Annotated in this window: 16 protein-coding genes; 7 read left to right on the top strand and 9 right to left on the bottom strand. The window is 59.4% G+C overall.

Annotation, left to right across the window (positions count from 1 at the left end; all coding sequences use genetic code 11):
• Nucleotides 1-162 precede the first annotated feature (162 nt).
• From AXK12_RS07535 to AXK12_RS07525, 3 genes are all read left to right on the top strand, one after another.
• A complete protein-coding gene (locus AXK12_RS07535; RefSeq protein WP_231863594.1) occupies nt 163-2,283 on the top strand; it encodes a protein-disulfide reductase DsbD family protein in 2,121 nt (706 codons plus the stop codon).
• A 407-nt stretch (nt 2,284-2,690) separates the two neighbouring features.
• Nucleotides 2,691-4,001 carry a M48 family metallopeptidase gene (locus AXK12_RS07530; RefSeq protein WP_068713053.1) on the top strand — a complete coding sequence of 437 codons (1,311 nt, stop codon included), beginning with the start codon at nt 2,691-2,693 and terminating at the stop codon, nt 3,999-4,001.
• 90 nt (nt 4,002-4,091) lie between these two features.
• Complete coding sequence (locus AXK12_RS07525; RefSeq protein WP_068713051.1) at nt 4,092-4,766, top strand: hypothetical protein; 675 nt, start codon at nt 4,092-4,094, stop codon at nt 4,764-4,766.
• Between the two features lie 281 nt (nt 4,767-5,047).
• On the opposite strand, the gene AXK12_RS07520 is transcribed toward AXK12_RS07525, so the two are convergent.
• From AXK12_RS07520 to mgtE, 4 genes are all read right to left on the bottom strand, one after another.
• Nucleotides 5,048-5,281 (bottom strand): SWIB/MDM2 domain-containing protein, encoded by a 234-nt coding sequence (locus AXK12_RS07520; RefSeq protein ID WP_197457022.1) that lies wholly within the window; start codon nt 5,279-5,281, stop codon nt 5,048-5,050.
• Between the two features lie 320 nt (nt 5,282-5,601).
• Nucleotides 5,602-7,479 carry an ABC transporter ATP-binding protein gene (locus AXK12_RS07515; RefSeq protein WP_068713047.1) on the bottom strand — a complete coding sequence of 626 codons (1,878 nt, stop codon included), beginning with the start codon at nt 7,477-7,479 and terminating at the stop codon, nt 5,602-5,604.
• Nucleotides 7,476-9,347, bottom strand: coding sequence for an ABC transporter ATP-binding protein (locus AXK12_RS07510; RefSeq protein ID WP_068713045.1), 1,872 nt, complete (start codon nt 9,345-9,347; stop codon nt 7,476-7,478). The genes AXK12_RS07515 and AXK12_RS07510 overlap by 4 nt, the downstream gene beginning before the upstream one ends.
• 114 nt (nt 9,348-9,461) lie before the next feature.
• Entirely contained in the window at nt 9,462-10,856 is a 1,395-nt protein-coding gene (gene mgtE / locus AXK12_RS07505; RefSeq protein WP_068713043.1) for a magnesium transporter, read from the bottom strand.
• Between mgtE and AXK12_RS07500 the strand changes: the two genes are divergently transcribed.
• Nucleotides 10,856-11,986 (top strand): TerC family protein, encoded by a 1,131-nt coding sequence (locus AXK12_RS07500; protein WP_231863593.1) that lies wholly within the window; start codon nt 10,856-10,858, stop codon nt 11,984-11,986. The genes mgtE and AXK12_RS07500 overlap by 1 nt on opposite strands.
• A gap of 168 nt (nt 11,987-12,154) precedes the next feature.
• On the top strand, nt 12,155-12,757 hold the full coding sequence (locus AXK12_RS07495; protein ID WP_068713041.1) for a DUF6580 family putative transport protein: 603 nt from the start codon (nt 12,155-12,157) through the stop codon (nt 12,755-12,757).
• Nucleotides 12,758-12,862: 105 nt separating this feature from the next.
• On the opposite strand, the gene AXK12_RS07490 is transcribed toward AXK12_RS07495, so the two are convergent.
• The 3 genes from AXK12_RS07490 to AXK12_RS07480 are packed head-to-tail and all read right to left on the bottom strand — an operon-like array spanning nt 12,863 to nt 15,358.
• A complete protein-coding gene (locus AXK12_RS07490; RefSeq protein ID WP_068713039.1) occupies nt 12,863-13,717 on the bottom strand; it encodes a hypothetical protein in 855 nt (284 codons plus the stop codon).
• Between the two features lie 13 nt (nt 13,718-13,730).
• Entirely contained in the window at nt 13,731-14,366 is a 636-nt protein-coding gene (locus AXK12_RS08605) for a class I SAM-dependent methyltransferase (protein ID WP_082782735.1), read from the bottom strand.
• Entirely contained in the window at nt 14,363-15,358 is a 996-nt protein-coding gene (locus AXK12_RS07480) for a glycosyltransferase family 2 protein (RefSeq protein ID WP_068713036.1), read from the bottom strand. The genes AXK12_RS08605 and AXK12_RS07480 overlap by 4 nt, the downstream gene beginning before the upstream one ends.
• Nucleotides 15,359-15,494: 136 nt before the next feature.
• On the opposite strand from AXK12_RS07480, the gene AXK12_RS07475 reads away from it, so the two are divergent.
• Together AXK12_RS07475 and AXK12_RS07470 are read left to right on the top strand one after the other, a co-directional pair.
• On the top strand, nt 15,495-16,769 hold the full coding sequence (locus tag AXK12_RS07475; RefSeq protein ID WP_068713034.1) for a glycosyltransferase family 4 protein: 1,275 nt from the start codon (nt 15,495-15,497) through the stop codon (nt 16,767-16,769).
• Between the two features lie 90 nt (nt 16,770-16,859).
• Entirely contained in the window at nt 16,860-18,068 is a 1,209-nt protein-coding gene (locus tag AXK12_RS07470) for an aminotransferase class I/II-fold pyridoxal phosphate-dependent enzyme (protein WP_068713032.1), read from the top strand.
• A 16-nt stretch (nt 18,069-18,084) separates the two neighbouring features.
• Here the strand turns inward: AXK12_RS07470 and AXK12_RS07465 are convergent, their stop codons facing one another.
• Both AXK12_RS07465 and AXK12_RS07460 read right to left on the bottom strand, forming a co-directional pair.
• Nucleotides 18,085-19,137 (bottom strand): glycosyltransferase family 4 protein, encoded by a 1,053-nt coding sequence (locus tag AXK12_RS07465; protein WP_068713031.1) that lies wholly within the window; start codon nt 19,135-19,137, stop codon nt 18,085-18,087.
• Entirely contained in the window at nt 19,134-20,345 is a 1,212-nt protein-coding gene (locus tag AXK12_RS07460) for a glycosyltransferase (RefSeq protein ID WP_068713029.1), read from the bottom strand. Before AXK12_RS07460 ends, AXK12_RS07465 begins: the two co-directional genes overlap by 4 nt.
• Nucleotides 20,346-20,377: the final 32 nt, after the last annotated feature.

Genomic DNA, 20,377 nt, shown 5'->3' with positions numbered 1-20,377 from the left:
CGCGCAGTCACGAGGAAAAGCCACCAAGCAGCAATCCGTTTTAGACGCACAGCGTCTTTTTTCGCAGAACTATTTTTCCTACGGAACTTACGCAGCCTCTACCGAGTCACCGTGCGCTCCGAAGAATTGCGCAGAGCCCAATTTTAACTATCCATTCCCGCTGTGACTTTCTTACGACTACTCTCGCTCCTCGTCTTCGCGCTCGCTGGCAGCGTCTTCTCCACGACCACGGCCCTAGCCCAAGTGCGCGCTTCGCTGATCGCCGAGGTGGAGCACATCCAGCCTGGGCAGCCGTTTTACGCGGCGTTGCGACTCGAGCACCAGGGCCACTGGCATACGTATTGGGTGAACCCGGGCACGGGGCTTGCGACGAGTATCGAGTGGGAACTGCCAGAGGGCTTCACCGCGGGAGAGATTGAGTGGCCCGCACCGACCGTGCTGCGCGACCGGCAAGGCGAGATCATTGGTAACGGCTACGAGGGCGAAGTGCTCCTGCCGGTAAAAATCACTCCGCCGGAAAATCTGGAGCGCGGTTCACGGGTCACACTGCACGCGGCGGCAGACTGGCTGATGTGCGACGAGGTGTGCATCCCGGGTGGCGCCGCGTTGGAGCTTGTGCTGCGGGTCGCACAGCCGGGCGCGGACAATGTGCGACTGAGCGGCTGGGAGAGCCAAATCCGCAAAGCGATCGCCGAGCTGCCCAAGCTGCCCGATGAGTGGCAAGTGAGTGCGGTGCGTAGTGGCGATACGATTACACTGACGGTCTTGCCAACGGCAAACGCCGGAGACGTAAGCCCGGTGCGCCCGCAGTGGTTTTTCGCAGAGGATAACTTGGTGGGCTACGATCTCCCTCAACAGATCGCGCCCGCGCCTGACGGTCGGGGCGGCTACATCCTCGCCCTGACGGTCTCGCCCGAAATGCGTGAGGAGTCGGTCGAGCGACTCACGGGCGTTTTGCTCGCGGAGGATAGTTGGCTGGCGGACTCTTCGCTGCCCGGGCTGCGGATAGATGTGCCACTAGAGAAAGCCGCTGCGGCATCGGGCTCGTTGGTCGGCATGTCGTCTTCGGTTAGCAGTGCTGGGCTCTTTGCGACTGCTGCCCTCGCCTTCCTCGGCGGGCTGATTCTCAACCTCATGCCCTGCGTGTTCCCCGTTTTAGGGATTAAGATTTTGGGCTTCGTAAACCAAGCAGGCAGCGAAAAGCGAAAGGTCGTCGCGCATGGATTGGTTTTCACGCTCGGCGTGTTGCTGTCGTTTTGGACTCTGGCCGGCGTGCTCGCGGTGTTGCGAGCGGGCGGTGAGCAGCTTGGCTGGGGCTTTCAACTTCAGTCGCCGCAGTTTGTTTTCGGGCTGGCTGTGCTCTTGCTCGTCTTCGCGATGAATTTGAGCGGTGCCTTCGAGTTTGGGCTTGGGGCCACTGGACTCGGTGCGGGGCTGCAAACGAAGAGCGGACTTAGCGGATCGTTTTTCACCGGCGTGCTCGCGACAGTCGTCGCGACACCCTGCTCAGCACCCTTTCTCGCGCCTGCCCTAGGGGCCGCACTGGCAATGCCGGTCAGCGAGTCGTTTTTGATTTTCACGGCAATCGCGATCGGGCTTTCAACGCCTTACCTCCTCCTCTCGATTTTTCCGAAAGCGGTCGGCGTGTTGCCGCGACCGGGCGCATGGATGGAGACCTTTAAGCAATTCATGGCCTTCCCGCTCTATGCGACTGTGGGCTACCTGCTCTGGGTGCTTGCCGGACAAGCGAGCGAGAACGCGCTACTGCTCATATTCTTCGGACTGGTCGTAATCGCGCTCGGGCTCTGGTGCTACGGGCGGCTCCAGGCTCCGGGCGCATCGGCAGGCCGGGCGCGCGCCGGACTCCTCGGAGGGGCAGCGTTACTCGCCTGCGGGCTTTGGCTCGGCTGGCCGCAAGCTCCCGCCCCGACCGAGGTCGTGTGGGAGCCGTGGAGCGAGGAACTCGTTGCTAAATACCAACGCGAGGGCCGCCCCATCTATCTCGACTTTACGGCGCGGTGGTGCGCGACCTGCCAAACCAACAAGAAACTGGTCTTCAGTTCGGGCGAAGTCCTCAAAACCTTCGCCGACAAAAATGTTGCCGCGCTAAAAGCCGATTGGACGAGCAAGGACCCAAAAATCACCGCCGCACTGGCGAAATACCAGAAGAGCGCGATTCCCTTTAACCTCGTCTACCTGCCCGGGGAGCCAAGCCCGCGCGAACTGCCCTCGCTGCTCACCCCAGGAATCGTGCTAGAAGCCCTAAAGCGCGGCGGACACTGACCGCTCTCTCTGAGCTTCCACTACGCGTGGAGCGCAGCCGTAGGCTGTTTTATTTGGCGGGCCGCTCGTTGGCGGCCCGTCAGACGCGGCAGCCAAGCGGCTTTGTAAAAAGGAACCCAAGTTTGGAGGCGAAGGGTTACTGGTGATTTTTCCCACATCGCCCAAACGGGTTATCACTCTACTTTCCACGCCTCTCCCTGTCGCAACGCGACAGGGAGAGTGCTTTCAAATTTGGGATTTCGCTTTCGCGCGATAGCGCGATGCGAAATCCCAAATTAAATGGAAGCGGTCACTGACCGCCGCCCCACGCGCAGGGGGAAAGGACCTCACGCGCAGTTTACGCGGTGGAGTGTACTGCTTTCTTGTTGTCCGCAGGGGTAAGCGGTGCAGCCTCCGCAGTTTTCCGTATGCCCCCGACGAAAGAAGACGCTTTCTCCCGCAAGCAATATTGGATCGCGCTCGCTACCCCGATCGTCATTGCGCTGCCTCCGCTGCTGGTGCTCTGCCTTATTTGGGGCGAAGGCTACTTGGCATTCATCTATTACTTCGCTTGGGCGGCCTTAGCCTGTTGCGCTCCCGCAGCCGCACTCAGCTACACGACCCTGCGCATGATTCAGCGTATGGGGAAAGAGGCCATGAAGTCGCGCGAGGCACTGTTAAGCGGCTTCGAGCAGGTGGAGCGGATCTTGCCGCGCAACACGATGATATCCGCCGTACTGCTCCTCCTTGGTGGGGGCTCGGCAGTCATTACGATAGCCCCGTTTATAGGTGGACGCGGCTTCTTCTACTGCGTTGGCGTTGTGATCATATTGGTGCCGATGGGGCTGTGGTCGTTGTTTCGCCACGTCTACCCGATGCTCAGGCGGCCTTTGCCGGACGGTGCAGGCCGGGTAACGGGTCGCGCAATCACACGCGAACAAGCGCCAAAAGTCTGGGAACTCGTCGAGCAAGTCAGCACTCGGGCGCGAGTCGTCATGCCCGATAACATCATTATCGGGCTTGATGCGAGTTTCTACGCGACCGAGTCGGCGCTATACTTGAGCGGCGCGACCCAGCCCGTGACCGGCCGCAGCCTCTTCCTCTCCGTGCCCTACATGGCCTTTATGAGTCGCGACGAGCTCGCCGTCGTCATCGGGCACGAGCTCGCGCACTTCACCGGTGCGGATACCGAATACACGCTCAAGTTCGCCCGCATCTACGCACGCGCCCATCAGCACTACGAGGCAATGGATCTAGACGAAAATGAAAACGACAGCAGGAAAGGCCCCCCTTGGCTAACTGCTCCAGCACGTGCGCTCGTTGCGTATTTCTTGAGCAACTTCGACCTCGCGGTGCAGCACTGGAGCCGCGACCGCGAGTTCTTGGCCGACGCTGTAGGGGCCGCCGCCGCGCCCTCCCCCGCTGCCGCCGCGATCGCACTCATGCGCACGACAACGCTCGCCCATGTAATTGAACCAGTGTTACACACGTTTGCTTACAACGGCGGGCGCAGCTCGCATCCAGGCGGGCTCCTCGCAAGCGTACTCGAGGCAGTCGCCCAAGCACCGGAACTCGACCCACTCAAGCACTTGGAGGAAAGCCAACCGCACCCGCGCGAAAGCCACCCGCCCACCCAACAACGAATCGAAGCACTCGGCGTCGCGCTCAACGCCGACCTCGTGCTCTCCGCCAGCAGTCGCGAGCCCAGCGGACTGCTGGAAGAACTCGGGCTGCGTTGAGTGCGGCCGCCGTGCCAGACACAGGCCTACGCGCGCTCCCCCGCCCTTCTCTCGCTTTTTTCAGACACACAAACAAGCACCACAAAACCCATGCCCTCCAACGAACAAGCCCCCGGCAGCCTGCTCGGCAGCCTTGAGCAAGACTACACTCAGCAAGCGCAAGCCAGTGCTGCGAAAGAAACCGCTGCGCTGCACGAAATCCTCAAGGAAACGCTCCCCGAGACGACGCCCGTCTACGCCCGCAGCATTTTCACCTCACTGCTGCTCCTGCTAGTGGGAGGACTTCTTTTGTCTATCGGACTCGGCGTCTTCCAAGTGGCCCTTCATAACGGTTCTTTCTCTTCAGGCGAAATCACAGTCGTCATAATCAGCTTGGGCCTCGGCGGGCTGATGCTCTACGGAAGCTATAAAATTATCCGGTATTGGAAGACGCCACTCTTCACGCTCTCGCTGGCCGGAGTGCAGTTTCGCGGCTGCGAAACGCTGACTCCGTGGGCACAGGTCGATAACTACCTGGTCAACGTAACGACCTACTACGGGTTTATCACCATCGCGGCGCAGGTGAGCTTCGACCTCACACCGGGCAAGCCCTTCGAGTGGCCGGCGAAAAAGCCTCACGGGCTAAAGTATAAGCCCAAGAAAAACCAAGTCTTCGCGGCCGCGGTGGGCCTATCGCCCTCGTCGAAGAAAGTCGCGAATCTTATCGGCCAATACCGCGCCCAATCCTACGCACTAGACCGCCTCGCCGAGCTAGGGCAGGCTTAAGCTGCCTTCCCGTTCGGGCGCTGATCGGAAAGGCCCAGTCGCCCCAGAACCAAACGCGGCGTTGCGCCGCGCAGCGGCTCGCGGTTGAAACGGAAACAGGCCCTCGCGCACTGGTCGCCAACAAGTGCGCCGCGAGATTGAAGGGCTCACCCCTTCACCGAGCCGACGCGAGCCGCTCGCTAGTAAAACGCATCTAGATACCAAAACGCCCGCACGGGAAATCCCGTGCGGGCGTTTTATTTTAAAAAGGGGAAAAGTTTCCGCTGGGAGGAAAGCGCGTGTTAGGCAGAGACGTGGCCGGAGACCAGCTTGGTCATCTCGAACATGGTGACCTTGGCCTTACCATTGAAGACGGCCTTCAGCTTGTCGTCGGCGATAATCTCGGTTTTGGCCTTCGGGTTTTGGAGCCCGTTCTTCTTAATGTAATCCCAGAGCTTCTTGGTGAGCTCTGTGCGGGGAAGCGGAGCAGAGCCGACAACAGCGGCGAGCGCTGCGTCTGGAGTGACGGGCTTCATGAAAGCGGCGTTAGCTTTACGGGCGGGTGCAGGTGCAGTTTTTTTTGCCATAGGAATTTTTAGTTAGGGTGCGCTTTCCTCTGAAAGCAACGCCTTATCTAGGCGCAGCCTTCCGCGCTTGCCTAGGAAAATCTGGGGGGCAGTGCCCCTTCTATTTTGGCGAGCGAGCGTTGGTGGCTCGCCTCAGTGAAGAACTCCGACCCTGCGGTCGGAGCTTCTCCTCCACAAGCTAGGGGAGCCTTCGGCTCCATATGACGATGGCCTCGCTTGACCTCGCCGTGAACGGCGAGGTGCGCGCTTTGGTTCGTGGTCGCTGCCCCTTAGTCCCCCGCCGTTTGGACGAACTGGGAGTAGAGCTCGTTGTAGCGGCCACCGAGCGCGACGAGTTCTTCGTGCCGGCCGCGCTCGACGATGCGGCCTTGGTCGAGGACGAGCACTTGATCGGCGTGGCGGATCGTGCTGAGCCGGTGCGCCACGATAAAGCTGGTGCGTCCGCGCAGAAGCTCGACGAGGGCGGTTTGCAGCCGTGCCTCCGTCATCGCATCGATGGAGCTGGTCGCCTCATCAAGGATAACGATGCGCGGGTCAGCGAGCAGCGCACGAGTGAAGCAGATGAGTTGCCGCTGGCCAACGGATAGGCCGCTTCCGCGCTCGCCGACTTCGGTTAAAAGTCCGTCAGGCAAGGCCTCAAAGATGTCTAGGCAGTCGAGCCGGCGAGCGGCTTCGCGCACTTCGTCATCGCTCGCCTCGGGGCGACTCATGCGGATGTTTTCCAATACCGTGCCGGTAAAGAGGAAGTTCTGCTGCTGGACGATGCCCATTTGCTGGTGCAGCGAGTGGCTCGTGATCGTGCGGACTTCGTGCGCGTCGACAAAGACCTCGCCCGCCGTGGGCAGGTAGAACTTGGCAACGAGGCCGATGATCGAGCTTTTGCCGCTACCGGTGTGACCGACGAGGCCGATAGTTTGGCCGGGCTCAGCGGTAAAGTTGATGTCGTGGAGCACCGGTTTCTGCGGATCGTAGCCAAAGGTGACGTTGCGAAACTCGACGCGCGCGCCTCGGGTAATCGCCGCACCCTGCCCGCGCGGGTCGGGTAAGGGCTGCGCATCTGGCGCATCTTCCCAGTCGGGCTTGTGGTCGATCAGCCAGAAGACGCGCTCGGCTCCGGCCATCGCAACGAGGGCGTTGTTGTATTGGGCTCCGAGGGTGGCGAGCGGCGAGAAGAAGAGGTTAGCGAGGAAGAAAAACTGGATGAGGTCGGCGATCGTCATCAAGTCGTGAAAGGTGCGCCAGCCACCGACCATGAGCAGAATCGCGATGAAGAACTGGCTGTTGAGCTCCAGCATCGGGATGAGAATCGCCGAGGTGCGAGCGAGGGCCAAGTTGAAGCGCGAATGGGTGTTGAGCAGATTGCGGAAGAGGCCGGCATTGGTTTCCTGGCGGACGAAGCCTTGGGTCACCCGAATCCCGTTGACCGATTCGGCGAGCGTCGCAGTCACGCGGCTAAAGCTCTCGCTCGCGGCGCGCGACTCGCTACTCAGCCGCATGCGGAAGTGCCGGTTCACGCCCCAGAGGATCGGTGCCATGCCCACCACAACGAGGAAAAGCACGAAGTCGCAAAACGCCATAATGATGGCGGCGACGATAAGCTGGCCACCTTGCGTGATAGTGACGAAGAGCACATCTTGGATTCCCACGCGCAGCGACTCGACGTCGCTCGTCACCCGCCCGAGGACGCGGCCCAGCTTCACGCGATGGAAAAAGCCCATCGGCTGGCGTTGCACTTTCTCAAAAATCTCGGTGCGCAAGCCGCTAACGACCGACTCGCCGACTTCGAGCGCGAAGCGCATGCGGAAGTGAAAAATCCCGTCCGTACTGAGTGCGAGCACGAGGTAGCCGAGCAAGGCCCAAAGCAGCATCTGCGTATCGTGTCCGGCGATCGGGCCCGAGATGATGAGGCTGACTGCCCAAGTAATCATGGGCAATTGCACGGAGCGCGTGAGCGTGAGCGCTACGAGCCAAGCGACCTTGCCCTTAACCGGTTTCGCATAGCCAAAAAGTCGCCGAATCAAGCCCCACTCCAGCGGCTTAAACTGCACCTCGTTTTCGTGGTCAGTATCGTTGAGCGTAAGGGCTTCTTTCGCGGGCGGTGGCGGCGTTTGCGCGCTTTCCGCCACTTTGGTTTTCGCAGTGCTCATACCAATCCCCTCCCCTCTGCCTCTTCGTGCAAAGCGGCGCCGTCGATTAGTTGGAGTTGGGCGACGCGACGGTAAGCCCCGGGTTGGCGCATCAACTCGGCGTGCGTGCCGCGCTGCACGATGCGCCCCTCCTCCATCACGATAATGAAATCCGCGCGACGCAGCGTGCTCAACCGGTGCGCAACAATGAACGTCGTGCGCCCTGCAATCGCCCGGTCGAGTGCCTCAAAAATCTCGTGCTCGGTCTCGCTATCGATCGCGGCAGTCGGGTCGTCGAGAAGCAAGATTGACGGCTCGAGGAGGACGGCCCGCGCGATTGCCAAGCGCTGGCGTTGCCCGCCGGAGAGGCCACTGCCGCTCTCGCCGAGGACCGTGTCGTAGCCTTGAGGCAGGGCCATGATGAAGTCGTGCGCAGCAGCGATTTTGGCGGCTTTCTCGATTTGCGCGCTCGTCGCATCCGGACAGCCAAAGGCGATGTTCGCGGCGACAGTGTTGGAAAACAAAAAGCTCTCTTGAAAAACGAGCCCGATGTTGCGCCGCAAGTCGTCGAGATGCAGGTCGCGCGCGTCGAGTCCATCGATGAGGAGCCGTCCCGAGACTGGGTCGAAAAAGCGCGGGATGAGGCTCATCAGCACGCTCTTACCCGCGCCAGTGGGGCCGAGGATCGCGACACATTGGCCAGGGGCGACTTCGAGGTCGATATCGCGCAGCACCGGCGTGATGCCTGTGTAGGCAAAACTCACCCGCTCGAAGCACACCGCGCCGCGCAGCCGTCCGCAGCGCACGGCATCGGGCGCGCTTTGCACCTCGACAGGTGAGTCCAAGATTTCGAACACACGGCGTGCACCAATAAGGGATTGCTGCACGCTGTTTACGAGCGTCGCCACGCTGTTCACTTGGCCGGAAAATTGCTCAAGCAGTCCGGCAAAAACGATTAGCCCCGTGCCGAGTGGGAGTTGCCCATCGATCACGAGCCAGCCGCCGTAGCCGAGGAGGACGACCATGTTGATCCGCGTCAGTGCGCCCACGGCAGGAGAGAAGAGGCTCACCTTCCAAAAAATCCCGCGCTGCTGCTCGTAGACGGCGCGGTTAGCGCGGCCGAAACGCTCGCGATCCTCAGCCTCACGTCCGAAGCCCTTGGTCACTCCTATCCCTTGGATGCTCTCGGAAAAACTCTGGATCATGCGCTCGAAGAGCGTGCGATTGAGCCGATACTCGGGCTCGATTTTTTTTGAAAACCAAGTGGAGAGCCACGCGAGCAGCGGCGTCGTCGCCAGACAGGCCAGCGTAAGCCCCACGTGCAGATGCACCATGTAGGCCACGTAAACCGTGAGCGAGATCACCATGATCACGCTCTGCATCAGCACCTGATCGACAAACATCCGCACCGCCTGCACGTCGCCCGTGACGCGCGTGATGATCGAGCCTGTGTTGTTTGCGTCGAAAAACCGGAAGGATAGCCGCTGGAGCTTATCGTAAACCTCAGCGCGCAAATCGACGACGAGCTTTTGTTGCACGAGCCTGTTGATAGAGACCGCGTAAAGGAAGTTTAGGACGGCGCGGGCAAGCGCGAGCAGCAAAACCCCACACGCGAGCGCAGCGAGCACATACAGCGGCGGCCATGCTGCCGGTGGCACAAGTCCGAACACCGTCGCATCAAAAGAAACGCCCTCCACATGCGAGCGGATGTAGTCGATCCCCAGCCCCGTGAACGAAAGCCCCGCAATCCCGATCGTGAGCAAGACCAGTTGCAAAAAAAGCACCCGCACACAGTGCAAGCGGTAAGCCCAAGCCAAACCGAAGAGCCGCCGAATGAGCGCGCTGTTTTTGAGCGGAGGAGCGGCGTTGCTTGGGGCGGGCTCAGCCATGATTGGGGACGGAAAATAGTGTCCGCTGTGGGCACTGCACGGTTTTTTTAGGCAAAAGTGATGATGCACAAAACCACCCGGCAGGACGCAGCAAGCTCACAACACTTGCTCGCGCTACAGGAGCGTGCCGCGCAGAACGACAAAGGCCACGCTGAAGTAAATCACGAGTCCCGTCACATCGACCATCGTCGCCACGAAGGGCGCACTCGATGTGGCTGGGTCGAGCCCGATGCGTTTGAGCAGCAGCGGGAACATCGACCCCACGAGCGACCCCCAAAGGACAATGCCCGAAAGCGCGACGCCGAGCGTCACCCCGATCAGCATCGTGTGCTCGCCGTAAATCCCGGGTGAGGCGAGCTCCCAGAGTGCGACTCGGCAAAACCCAATCGTTCCCAAAATCACGCCCAGGGATGCGCCTACGAACAATTCGCGATACATCACCCGCCACCATTCGCGCAGCGTAAACTCACCCAGCGCGAGCGCGCGGATAATGAGTGTCGCCGCCTGCGAGCCGGCATTTCCACCTGCGCTGATAACAAGCGGGATAAACAGCGCGAGGACGACCGCACGGGAAAGCTCTTCCTCGAAGTAGCCCATCGCCGTCGCCGTAAACATCTCGCCGACTAAGAGCAGCGCGAGCCAGGGCGCGCGCTTACGCAGCATCTGCACATAAGGAGTGGTCGTGTAGGGCTCGTCGAAGGCGGCACTACCGCCGAGCTTTTGGATGTCCTCGGTGGCCTCTTCTTCGGCGACGTCGAGCATGTCGTCGACCGTGACGATGCCCATGAGTTTTCTCCCCTCACCCACCACAGGAAGGGCTACGCGGTCGTATTTGCGAAAGACTTCAAGTGCGGTCTCGCGGTCATCGTAGGGCGAGAGCGCGGAGAAATTACCATCCATCAAATCACGCACGGACTGGTCGGACGTGCAGAGAAGGAAGCGCCGCACGCGCACGTCGTCGATAAGCCGCCCGTGCTCATCGACCACGTAAACGACGTTGAGCGTCTCGCGGTCGTAGCCGTGCGTGCGAATGTAGTCGAGCGCCTCGGAAACGCTCCACTCGGGCCGCACCGCCACGTAGTCGAGCGTCATCATTCGGCCCACACTGTGCTCGGGATAGGCGAGTAGGGCCTTGGCGATTTCGCGCTCGTCAGGCGTGAGCAGGGAGAGCAGCTGCATCGCATGCTCCAGCGGCAGGTCGTCGAGAAAGGCCGTGCGGTCGTCAGGCGGCAGCGCATTGAGCAGGGCCGCGCTCTGCTCGGGCGTCATCAGTTTGAGCAAATGCCGCTGCGACTCGTGCTCCAAATAAGGAAAAGTGGCCGCCGCGAGATCGCGCGAGGTCGTGCGGAAAAGTTGCGCAAGCAGCTCTACGGGCAAGTCGCCGATGATTGGGGCGAGGTCGACGGGCAACCAAGGTTTGAGCGTCGCGCGCAGGCCCGCCGTGTCGTGTGCGCGCAGCAGCGCGATTAACTGGTTTCTTAGCTCGGCAGTGTTTCCAGAACCTGACATTGGGAGCGACGCTGCCAAACGAAAACCCGTTTTGGCGAGTCCTCAAAACCTACGCCAAAAATAAAACGCTCGAAGGCAGAATCCGCACACCCACACTGGCCGCACTCATGCCTGTGATGCCTAGCACTGCCGTCGAATCGGCCATTCCTTTTTTCGCAATCGTGGATCCTCTCCCCGCCCTACCTTGGTGGGCTTGGGGCGGATTTTTCCTGTTTATCTCAGCGATGCTGGCAATCGACCTCGGGGTTTTTCAGCGCAAGGCACACGAGGTAAAAATGAAGGAGGCACTCGGCTGGTGCGCGGTGTGGGTGACGCTGGCACTGGCGTTTAACGGCCTAATCTGGTGGTGGCGCGGTGCAGCCGCCGCGCAGGAGTTTCTGGCGGCTTACCTCATCGAGCTCTCGCTGAGCATAGACAACGTGTTCGTGTTCATCCTCGTCTTTACCTCCTTCAAGGTTGCGACGCGTTACCAACACCGCGTGCTCTTCTGGGGGATCGTCGGAGCCGTCGTCATGCGCGCGGTGTTTATCTTGGTCGGCGTGAGTATCATCGCGCGCTTCCACTGGGTGCTCTACCTCTTCGGAGCCTTCCTCATTTATACGGGCATCAAAATGGCCCTACCCAGCAAGGCCGAGGCCGACGTCAACCCCGAGCACAGTTTTACGGTAAAACTCTTTCGCCGCTTCTTTCCGATCAGCGACAAGCCACACGACGGGCAGTTTTTCATAAAAGAGAAACGCAGTGAAGAGGCGGGTGGCAGCCGCAAGCTGCGACGCGTAGCGACCTCGCTCTTTGTTGTCCTGATCGTTATCGAAACGAGCGACCTCGTTTTCGCACTCGATTCGCTCCCGGCAGTCTTAGCGATTACGCGCGACGGCTTCATCGCGCTCACCTCCAATGTTTTTGCTATCTTGGGTCTGCGCTCGCTCTACTTTGCGCTAAACGGCATCATGGAGCTGTTCCGTTACCTAAAAGTCGGACTCGCCCTCGTGCTGTGCTTCATCGGCGTAAAAATGCTTATAGAGATGGCTGATATTCATATCGGGATCGGTGCCTCGCTCACCGTAATCGCCAGCGTCCTCGGCACGGCAATTGTCGCTTCGCTACTGATACCGGAGCGGAAGCCGTAACCTCGGACTGAAACGCACGAAGCAAGGCGGCCCGCCGATGCCGCTATGTCCTCACGCATCGCTAATTCGTTTTCACGGATCGATGCGTCCGGCGACACCTTGCCTCACGACAGCTTTCACAATTTTCCTAGGCGGCGCGCACACCTTCCTCTAGGACTCCCGACCATCATGTTATACGCCCTCGTGATGACCGCCCTCACGGTCGCTTATCGCTTAGTCGCCGCCACCGCGCTCGAAATCCCCAACTTTTCACCCGTCATGGCACTGGCCTTCTGCGGTGCGATCTACCTTCGCGAAAAGTGGCTTTGGGCCGTCCCCTTCGTCGCCCTCATCCTTTCGGATCTCTGGCTCAACCACTACTACTTGGCCCAGTACGACTACGGCTGGGCGCTCAAGGAACTACTGCTGCGCTACGGCTGCTACGGTGCCGCACTTGGCTTGGGCTGGCTCGTCTCGCGCCGCAAATCTTGGAGTGCCATCTTCGGCGGGGCACTCGCGGCCTCCTTCGTTTTCTACCTCGTCACCAACACTGCGGCTTGGGCAGTCGACAAAACCTATGCCCAAACTCTCGCAGGCTGGTGGCAAGCCATGACCATCGGACATCCTGAATATCCGAGCACGATTTTCTTCTTCAAAAACTCACTCATCAGCGACCTGAGCTTCACTACGCTCTTTGCCGTCGTGATGGAGTACGCCGCACTGCGCGCGGGGAAACCCAGCCTCCTCACTCCGGCGAACCCCCACCCGCCAAAGCTGCATTACGCGCACTAGAATCCAGCTCGAAACGGGCCCCACTCAGCTCAATCCTCACGCGACTCTACCGGAGGCCGTGCCAGTCTCTGCGGCAATTTGGGCATTGGATTTTATCCAATCAATTCATCTTTTTTTGATAACAAGAGTCGTTAAGAAAAATATCAGATCTCCCAGCACGGTAATGGCGCGCCCCAGCACCACCGCCAATAGTAAATCCGCCTCTGAAACCAAGTCTTTCAGTAAGAAAAGCAGTACGAATTCTCGTACTCCTACTCCCGCAGGCGCCCCCGGTATCACAAAGCCAGCCAACCACGCAATCACATAGGCACCGCATAGAGCGGGGAACAGCGACACACTATAGGACTGAGGCGAGACAAGCTCCAAGAGAATAACGAAAATCACTCCAGAAATCGCCAAAAAACTACACTGATCCAAGAGTGCATTACTCACAGTCGTGGTAAATAATCTGCGCACGACAAACCATGCACACAGCAGTGCAGCGGTAAATACTGTCAGCGACAGCCAGGCAGAAACTAACTCAAAAACTAAAGGAGCAACAATGGGTGTAAATAGTGCCCCCGCCACCAAGAGGCCACCAAGCTCCCATAGCACAGACTTGGCCAAGGGCTTAGGTAGGAGGCCTATGGCCATTCCCAGTGCTTGTCGCCCCGCTAGGTGAACAATATTCCCCGGCACGTATTTTGCCAGTTGAGAAAGCCCAAACAACCGAATCGCCTGAGCAACTGATATCTGACTATCAAAGTAGAGGAGCAGTTTGCGCCATGCGACTGCAAGAAACAAATTGGCAGCCCCGTAGACGACAGAGAGGAAAAAAATCAAAGACCAAACCCGCGGGGTGAATTGGCTAAAATCCAGTTCTTCAACATACGAGTGCAAGCGTAGGGCTACAAAGACGATGCCAAGCACCCCCAAGCTGCCTCCAAAAAGATAGAGCGCTTTTCGCCAATTTGGACTCATCTAAATAAAAGCCTCATCGACGTACTCGGCAAAGAAGCATCGTCCAGGGAAGAGGTTTTTTAATCTCTACAATATCAAAATAGTTGCTTACTAGCCGAACGAAGGCGCGTGACGACCAATGATTGAGGTGCCCGGGGGTATTGCCCAACTGGCCCCAATACTTCCCGCGGGCCATATTGAGCACCCGCCAAATCGGTTCTCTGGGGACGCTCACAATCACATAGTTGCTTGCGGCTCGCTGGAGCGCAGCAAGGGCTGCTTCAGGATCCTCTACATGCTCCAGCACTTCACAACACACGAGAAGATCGGCACTATCGCGCCCTTCCTCTAAATCGTAAACACTGCGAACAAAAAAAGTATCCTCGGGAAAATTCGCAGCTTTCGAGTTTTCTCGGGCTAGCTCGATTACCTTTTCAGAAAAATCGCTCCCACGGGCAGCAATCCCTTGGCTATTCCACAGCCTTACCCAGTAGCCTTCGCCACAGCCAGCCTCGTGGATACTACGTGGTTTAGCGTGGGCAACCAAAGAGGACAAGGCATCCGAAAACCCTGTCATGATTCGGCGTACGATCGGGTTTTTGGAGCCGTACTTGTCATAGGTATTTCCAATAACAACCCCGTCCTCTACCATTCCTTTCGCAATTCTCATGACTTAATATTTTCTTTTGAATGTTTAGATTGAGCACTCGTAGAACCGCCCTCTGTGGTTTCTATCTTTGATTTTGAGTAAAAACGCACCTCTTCCAAAAGTTTTCGATTTGCAGCGAGGAGGTCGGCGAGTAAGGCGACTAAGAAGGTTTGGAAACCTGAAACCAGAAGCACCGAAGCGAGGATAAGCATTTGAATATGCCCACCGCCCTCTCCCCTCAAGTAATGACTCAAGAACCAAAGCCCAATCAGCACACCCGCTCCGAACACTGTAAAACCGATAGCCCCAAAAAATCGGACGGGCCGATAGATAATAAAAATCCGAATAATCGTGCCTATGCTTCGCCTAATATAAGACGGGATGCTTTTGACTAATCGGGAGGGCCGCAGATCACCATTTACGCGAATCGGCACCGAGGTAATCGCCATGTTTTTCTGCCCGGCCTGTATAATCGTTTCCAGCGTGTAGGTGTAATCATTAAACACCATTAAGTTTTGCGCGGCGACTCGACTCATCGCGCGAAACCCACTCGGCGCATCGGGAATGTCCGTCTTACTCGCCATGCGCACGACCCAACTCCCAAACTTCTGGAGCATTTTCTTTGCTGGGGAAAAGTGTGCGATTGTCTTTATCGGGCGCGCCCCCACGACGATATCTGCGCGCCGCTCCAAAATCGGGGCCGTCAGCGCGGGAATATCCTCCGCGTTGTATTGATTATCGGCATCGGTGTTAACGATGACGTCCGCCCCAAGTCGGAGACAGGCATCTAGCCCGGTCATAAACCCGCGCGCGAGGCCGTGATTGCGCGTATGCCGCACGATGTGATCAACTCCATTTTCGCGCGCAATCTGCACCGTGTTGTCCTCGCTACCATCATCGATAATCAACCACTCCACGCTATTAAAACCGGGCACCTGACGCGGCAAAGCGGCAAGCGTAACGGCCAGTGTTTCGGCTTCGTTAAAACAGGGGATTTGGATAATGAGCTTCATCTGGGGCAACACACTCCGCACAATACGAGATACCCCGCTTCAACTCGCGCCTCTGTGAGACACTAAGGACACTGCTGTTTTTTGGGGGGACATTTTGGGAAGCAATGTCTCTAAGTAAGCGGTTACAACCAAATTAATGCACTTGCTGGACCTCACCCACACCGCGCACACCCGAGTGCAAACGGGCATCCAAGTCGTTTGCCGCGCACTCTATGCCGAGCTTGCCAAACGCGACGCCGCACGCCCCATCACTTGGGATCGCTACGCCAAGGAGTGGCGTGAACTTCAAGCCTGGGAGCAGGCAAACCTCGATTTACACGCGAAGCGGGACGACGAGCGCAGCCCCTCCACTAGTAACACGCCCACAGTCACTCAAAAAAAGGCTCACGCTAAGCGCAGTGCGCAGTGGCCGCTAAGTGCGCGGGTAAATGGCCGCCTGCGGCGGCTATGCAGAGCCTTGGGCGCTCCCTGTGCCGACTCACTCGCCACTCACGCCGGCGCAACTGCCAGCAAACATAACTCAGCTAGTGGCCTAATTATCCCCGAGCTCTTTGCTCCGAGTCTCGCACGCTATCATGCGCAGCTCCGAGTCCAGGGCCCGCGGGTAGCGATTTTTCACGATGCGATTCCCCTAAAATATCCCGAGCTAAGCCCCGCCAAAACTGTCGCCTTCTACCCGGGCTACTTGCACTCGCTCCTCCAGTTCGACGGCATCGCGGCAAACTCCGAAGACTCTGCGCAAACGCTGCGCGACTACTTTCGCTGGCTCGCGCCAGCGCGCACACCTCAAGTCACCGCTATCCCACTCGGTGTTAACCTGCCGGCCACGATTCCGCCGCCACTCACGTTTGACGCTTCGGCCCCTTCTTCCGAACTGCCTACAATTCTCTCAATCGGCAGCATCGAAGGACGCAAAAACCATCTCTCGCTTCTCGACGCGGCGGAGTCGCTCTGGGCCCGAGGTCGCCGCTTTACGCTCTACATCATCGGGCTCGCCCAAGCAGAGACTGGCCGCGCGGCACTCGAAAAAATCCGCGCCCTCCAAGCCGCCGGTCGCCCGCTGCGCTACCCGGGACACGCCGACCTCGCCACAGTCGAAGCCGCCTACGCCGAGTGCCGCTTCACGGTCTATCCCTCAATTATTGAAGGCTTTGGCCTGCCCGTTATCGAGAGTCTCGCACGCGGACGGCCCTGCATTTGCTCGGGTAAAGGCGCACTCGGCGAAGTCGCCGCAGGGGGCGGTACGCTTACACTCGACGAAATGACCTCACCCGCAATCGCCACCGCAATCGATACGCTGCTCCAAAACCCCGACACGCTCTCCCAGCTCGCTACCGAAGCCCGCGCTCGCCGCTTCCGCACTTGGGCCGAGTACACCGACTCGCTCCTGGACTGGATGAGCACGCTTTAAGCCACACAAAGAACTTCACGGCCGACCTCTCTTTAAAACACACTCGAAACACACCGCAACGCGCACTTAGCCTCTTCCTCTTTTTCTCCGATGGCTCTGCCCTTCTTTACCAAGCCCAAGCACACCAAGCCGCTCCTCAATCGCTGTCGCGACGACCTCGCCACGAAGATGCGGCTCAAGTACGACCCCTATTACCACGTCATTCAGGCACAGCAGGGCAGCCGCATCCAGCTCGGCGGGCGCGACATGATCATGCTCGCGAGTAACGACTACCTAGGCCTCTCCTTTCACCCCAAAGTCGTCGAGGCGGGACAAACCGCACTGCGCAAATGGGGCGCCAGCCCCACCGGTGCCCGCTCTGCCAACGGCTCGCGCGCTTACCACATCGAGCTCGAAGAAAAGCTCGCCGCGTTCCTCGGTCGCGAAGCCTGCCATGTGCACAGCAGCGGCTACCTCTCGTGTGTCGCTGCGACCGCCAGTTTTGCCCAGAAAGGCGACCTCATCTTCGGCGATAAAAACCTCCACTCCAGCCTCTGGGATGGCATCCGACTCTCGATGGCGACAGTCGAACGCTTCGCGCATAACAACCCGGACGACCTGCGCGAAGCCCTCGAAGCGTCCTCACCCGCTGCGACTAAGATGCTCGTCCTCGAAGGCGTTTACTCGATGGAAGGCCACATCTGCCGCTTGCCCGAGCTTGCGCAACTCGGCGAAGCGCACCGCTGCTTCACCGTCCTCGACGACGCACACGGGCTCGGCGTTCTCGGCGAAGGGGGGCGCGGCACCGCCGCTCATTTCGGGCTCGGCGACCAAGTCGACATCCTCTGCGGCAGCCTCTCTAAATCGCTCGGCAGCACCGGCGGCTTCGTCGCCGCTTCGCGCGAAGTCATCGAGTACCTGCGCACCAACTCGAAACAAACCATCTTCAGTGCTGCGCTCAGCCCCGCTCAAACCGCCATCGCCAGCGCCGCGCTCGACGTCCTCCAAAACGAGCCCGAGCACCGCGAACGCCTCTGGGCAAACACCCGCCGCTACCGCGATATGCTCCACTCGCTCGGCCTCGACACCTGGGGCAGCGAGACCCCCGCTATCCCCATCGTCCTCGGCTCGAAAGAGCGCGCCTACCCGTTTTGGCAAGCGCTGCGCGAGAAAGGCATTTTTACCATCATGTCGATCGCACCCGCTGTGCCCGCAGGGAAAGACCTCATCCGCACCGCCATTTCCGCGCTGCACAGCGACGAGCAACTCGACCAAATCGGCGAAGCGATGGCCTACGCGGTTAAGAAAGTCGGCCTCTGAGCCCGCCGCCGCCTTTCTATAAGTGTAGGTAGCCTAGAGCCTGCTTGGCCGTATCCGCCCAAGTCGGCAGCGGCCGCGCCGCCACCTCGCTGCGCAGTCTTTCCCAAAGCACGCTGCCGCTCTGCGTGACTTCTCGGAGTGCCCGCGCCCACGCCTCGCCATCATTTGGCGGCAAAAGCAGCACGCCGCCATCGGTCGCGTTTTCGCGAATCGCAGGGATATCGCTGCACAAACAAGGTACGCCCCGCCACAGAGACTCTAGCACTGGCAACCCACAGCCCTCCGCAATCGTTGGAAACACGTTCACAGTCGCTCGCTCGTAGAGCCCGGCAAGTCCCTCATCGCTCAAGTGCTTGTGGTAACGAACTCGACTGCGACCGCGCGCCACGCGCTTCATCTGCTCAATAATCGGCTTCCCAAAATGCGGATTCACCCGCCCGACAACGTGAAGCTCAAACTCCGCGCCCTCGGCCCATAAAGGCGCGCACACATCGAGTAGGAAACGCTGATTTTTGCGCGGCTCGATAATCCCCACACAGAGGAGGAGCGCAGGCCCCTCGGCCCGTTCCGGCTTCGGCAGGGCGCGCGGCGACGCCGCAAAGTTAGAGCCGAGCTGAATCGCCTCAACTCGCGGCACGCGCGAAAGCCCCATCCACGCCCAGTAGTCGAGTAGCTCGCGCCGACTCGCCTCGGAAATCGCCAACACGAGGTCGAAGCTCGCCAGCATCTTCATGTAAGCCGGATGCCGCGCGACGCTCGCAGGCCAAGTAATGTGCGGCTGTTTTAGGGGAATCGCGTCGTAAAAAATCGCGGCCATTCGGCAGGGGCGATTTGCCAAAATTTCAGCAAACTCGGGCCGCTCGCTTGGTCCAAAAACCTCGGCAGTCAGAAACCAGTCTTCCGCTCTCGCTCGCGGCACCCACTCCAAGCCCTGCGTCGGCGTAGCGGCCTCGCCAAGCTCTTCGAGTAACTTGTGGGCGACCCGTTGCAGGCCCGAACGATGGGTGGCCTTGGCCGACTTTGTGCAGTCGTACCAAATCGTTCCTAATCGTGTAGTCCCTTTATTCATACGTGAATCGCCCCTTCAAAGTGTGTGAAAAGCTTTTCCGCATTTTTATGCGCATTGAAGTTTTCCTCGACCCAGCGGCGCGCGTTGGCGCGGAGTGACTCGGCCAGAGCATCGTCGCTACGCAGACGATTAAGCGCAGCAAGCCAGCTCTCGGTATCGCGCACGGCGGCGACCAGCCCCGTCTCACCGTCTTTGATCGCCTCGGTCGTCGCCGCGGCTAGCGAAGAGACAACCAGCGTGCCGACAGACATCGCCTCGGGAATCACATTGGGGAGTCCGTCGCGGTCGCCACTCGGTGCAACCATCCCTGTGTGCAGAAGGACATCCGCCCACTCTAGGTATTTCCAAACTAGCGCGTGCTCCAAGTGGCCGGTGAAATCCACAGCATCGGCGATCCCGAGTTGCGCGGCCAACCGCTCCAACTCCTCGCCCAATGGGCCCTCGCCGATAATCCGTGCCTGAAACGCAATCCCCGCCGCGCGCAGTGCCGCATAAACTTGGAGCTGGTGGCGCAGTCCCTTTTTCTCCACGAGCCGAGCCACACAAACCAGTCGCAAAGGCGTACGCTCTGCGCGTAGCGGCTTAAATTGCGGCATAGCATCGAGACCGCGCCGAATGCAGATGACCTTGGCCGCATCCACACCGCGCCGAATCAATTCGCGCTGCCCCATCTCCGTAGAAGTGTGAACGAAGTGCGCGTGCGCCAGCTTTTCGACGAGCCACCAATCCCCGCCGTGCTCGTAAATGTCGTACGCGTGCGCTGCCGCGCTATAACGCGGCCCACCCAGCCGCCAAATCAACCAAGCCGCCGTAGCAGGCGCCCCACCCCACGGCGCATGAACGAGCGCAGGCGGGTTTTTCCTAAAACTGCGTGCATGCAAACAGGCAAAACCGGCGCCCAGCATGTTTTCCCAAAAGTTGATCCACGAAGGTGCGAGCCGTGTAAACAGCCCGCGCACTACCTCCCACAACACCCGAGGGCAGCGCACAGCCTCGTAAGGAATCATCCACAGAAGCATGAGCAGCTTCCACTTGGGAAAATGCTCAACCGGCACACCGAGGAAGTCCCCGCCCCCGCCCCAAAGCGAGTACAAGCGCAAGCGTGCCCCACGCGCCAACATCGCCGTCACCTCGCGCTGGAGAAAGGTCTCCGTCGGCTTCGGAAAAGTTGTAAAGAGGTACGCGATAGTGGGTTCTTCAGAGCTCAAGCAAGGGCGACGCTAAGCGCAGAAAGGCGCGG

This window comes from Cephaloticoccus capnophilus, from assembly GCF_001580045.1.
GTDB lineage: Bacteria > Verrucomicrobiota > Verrucomicrobiia > Opitutales > Opitutaceae > Cephaloticoccus > Cephaloticoccus capnophilus.
This window is presented reverse-complemented; position numbering and strand designations above follow the sequence as displayed.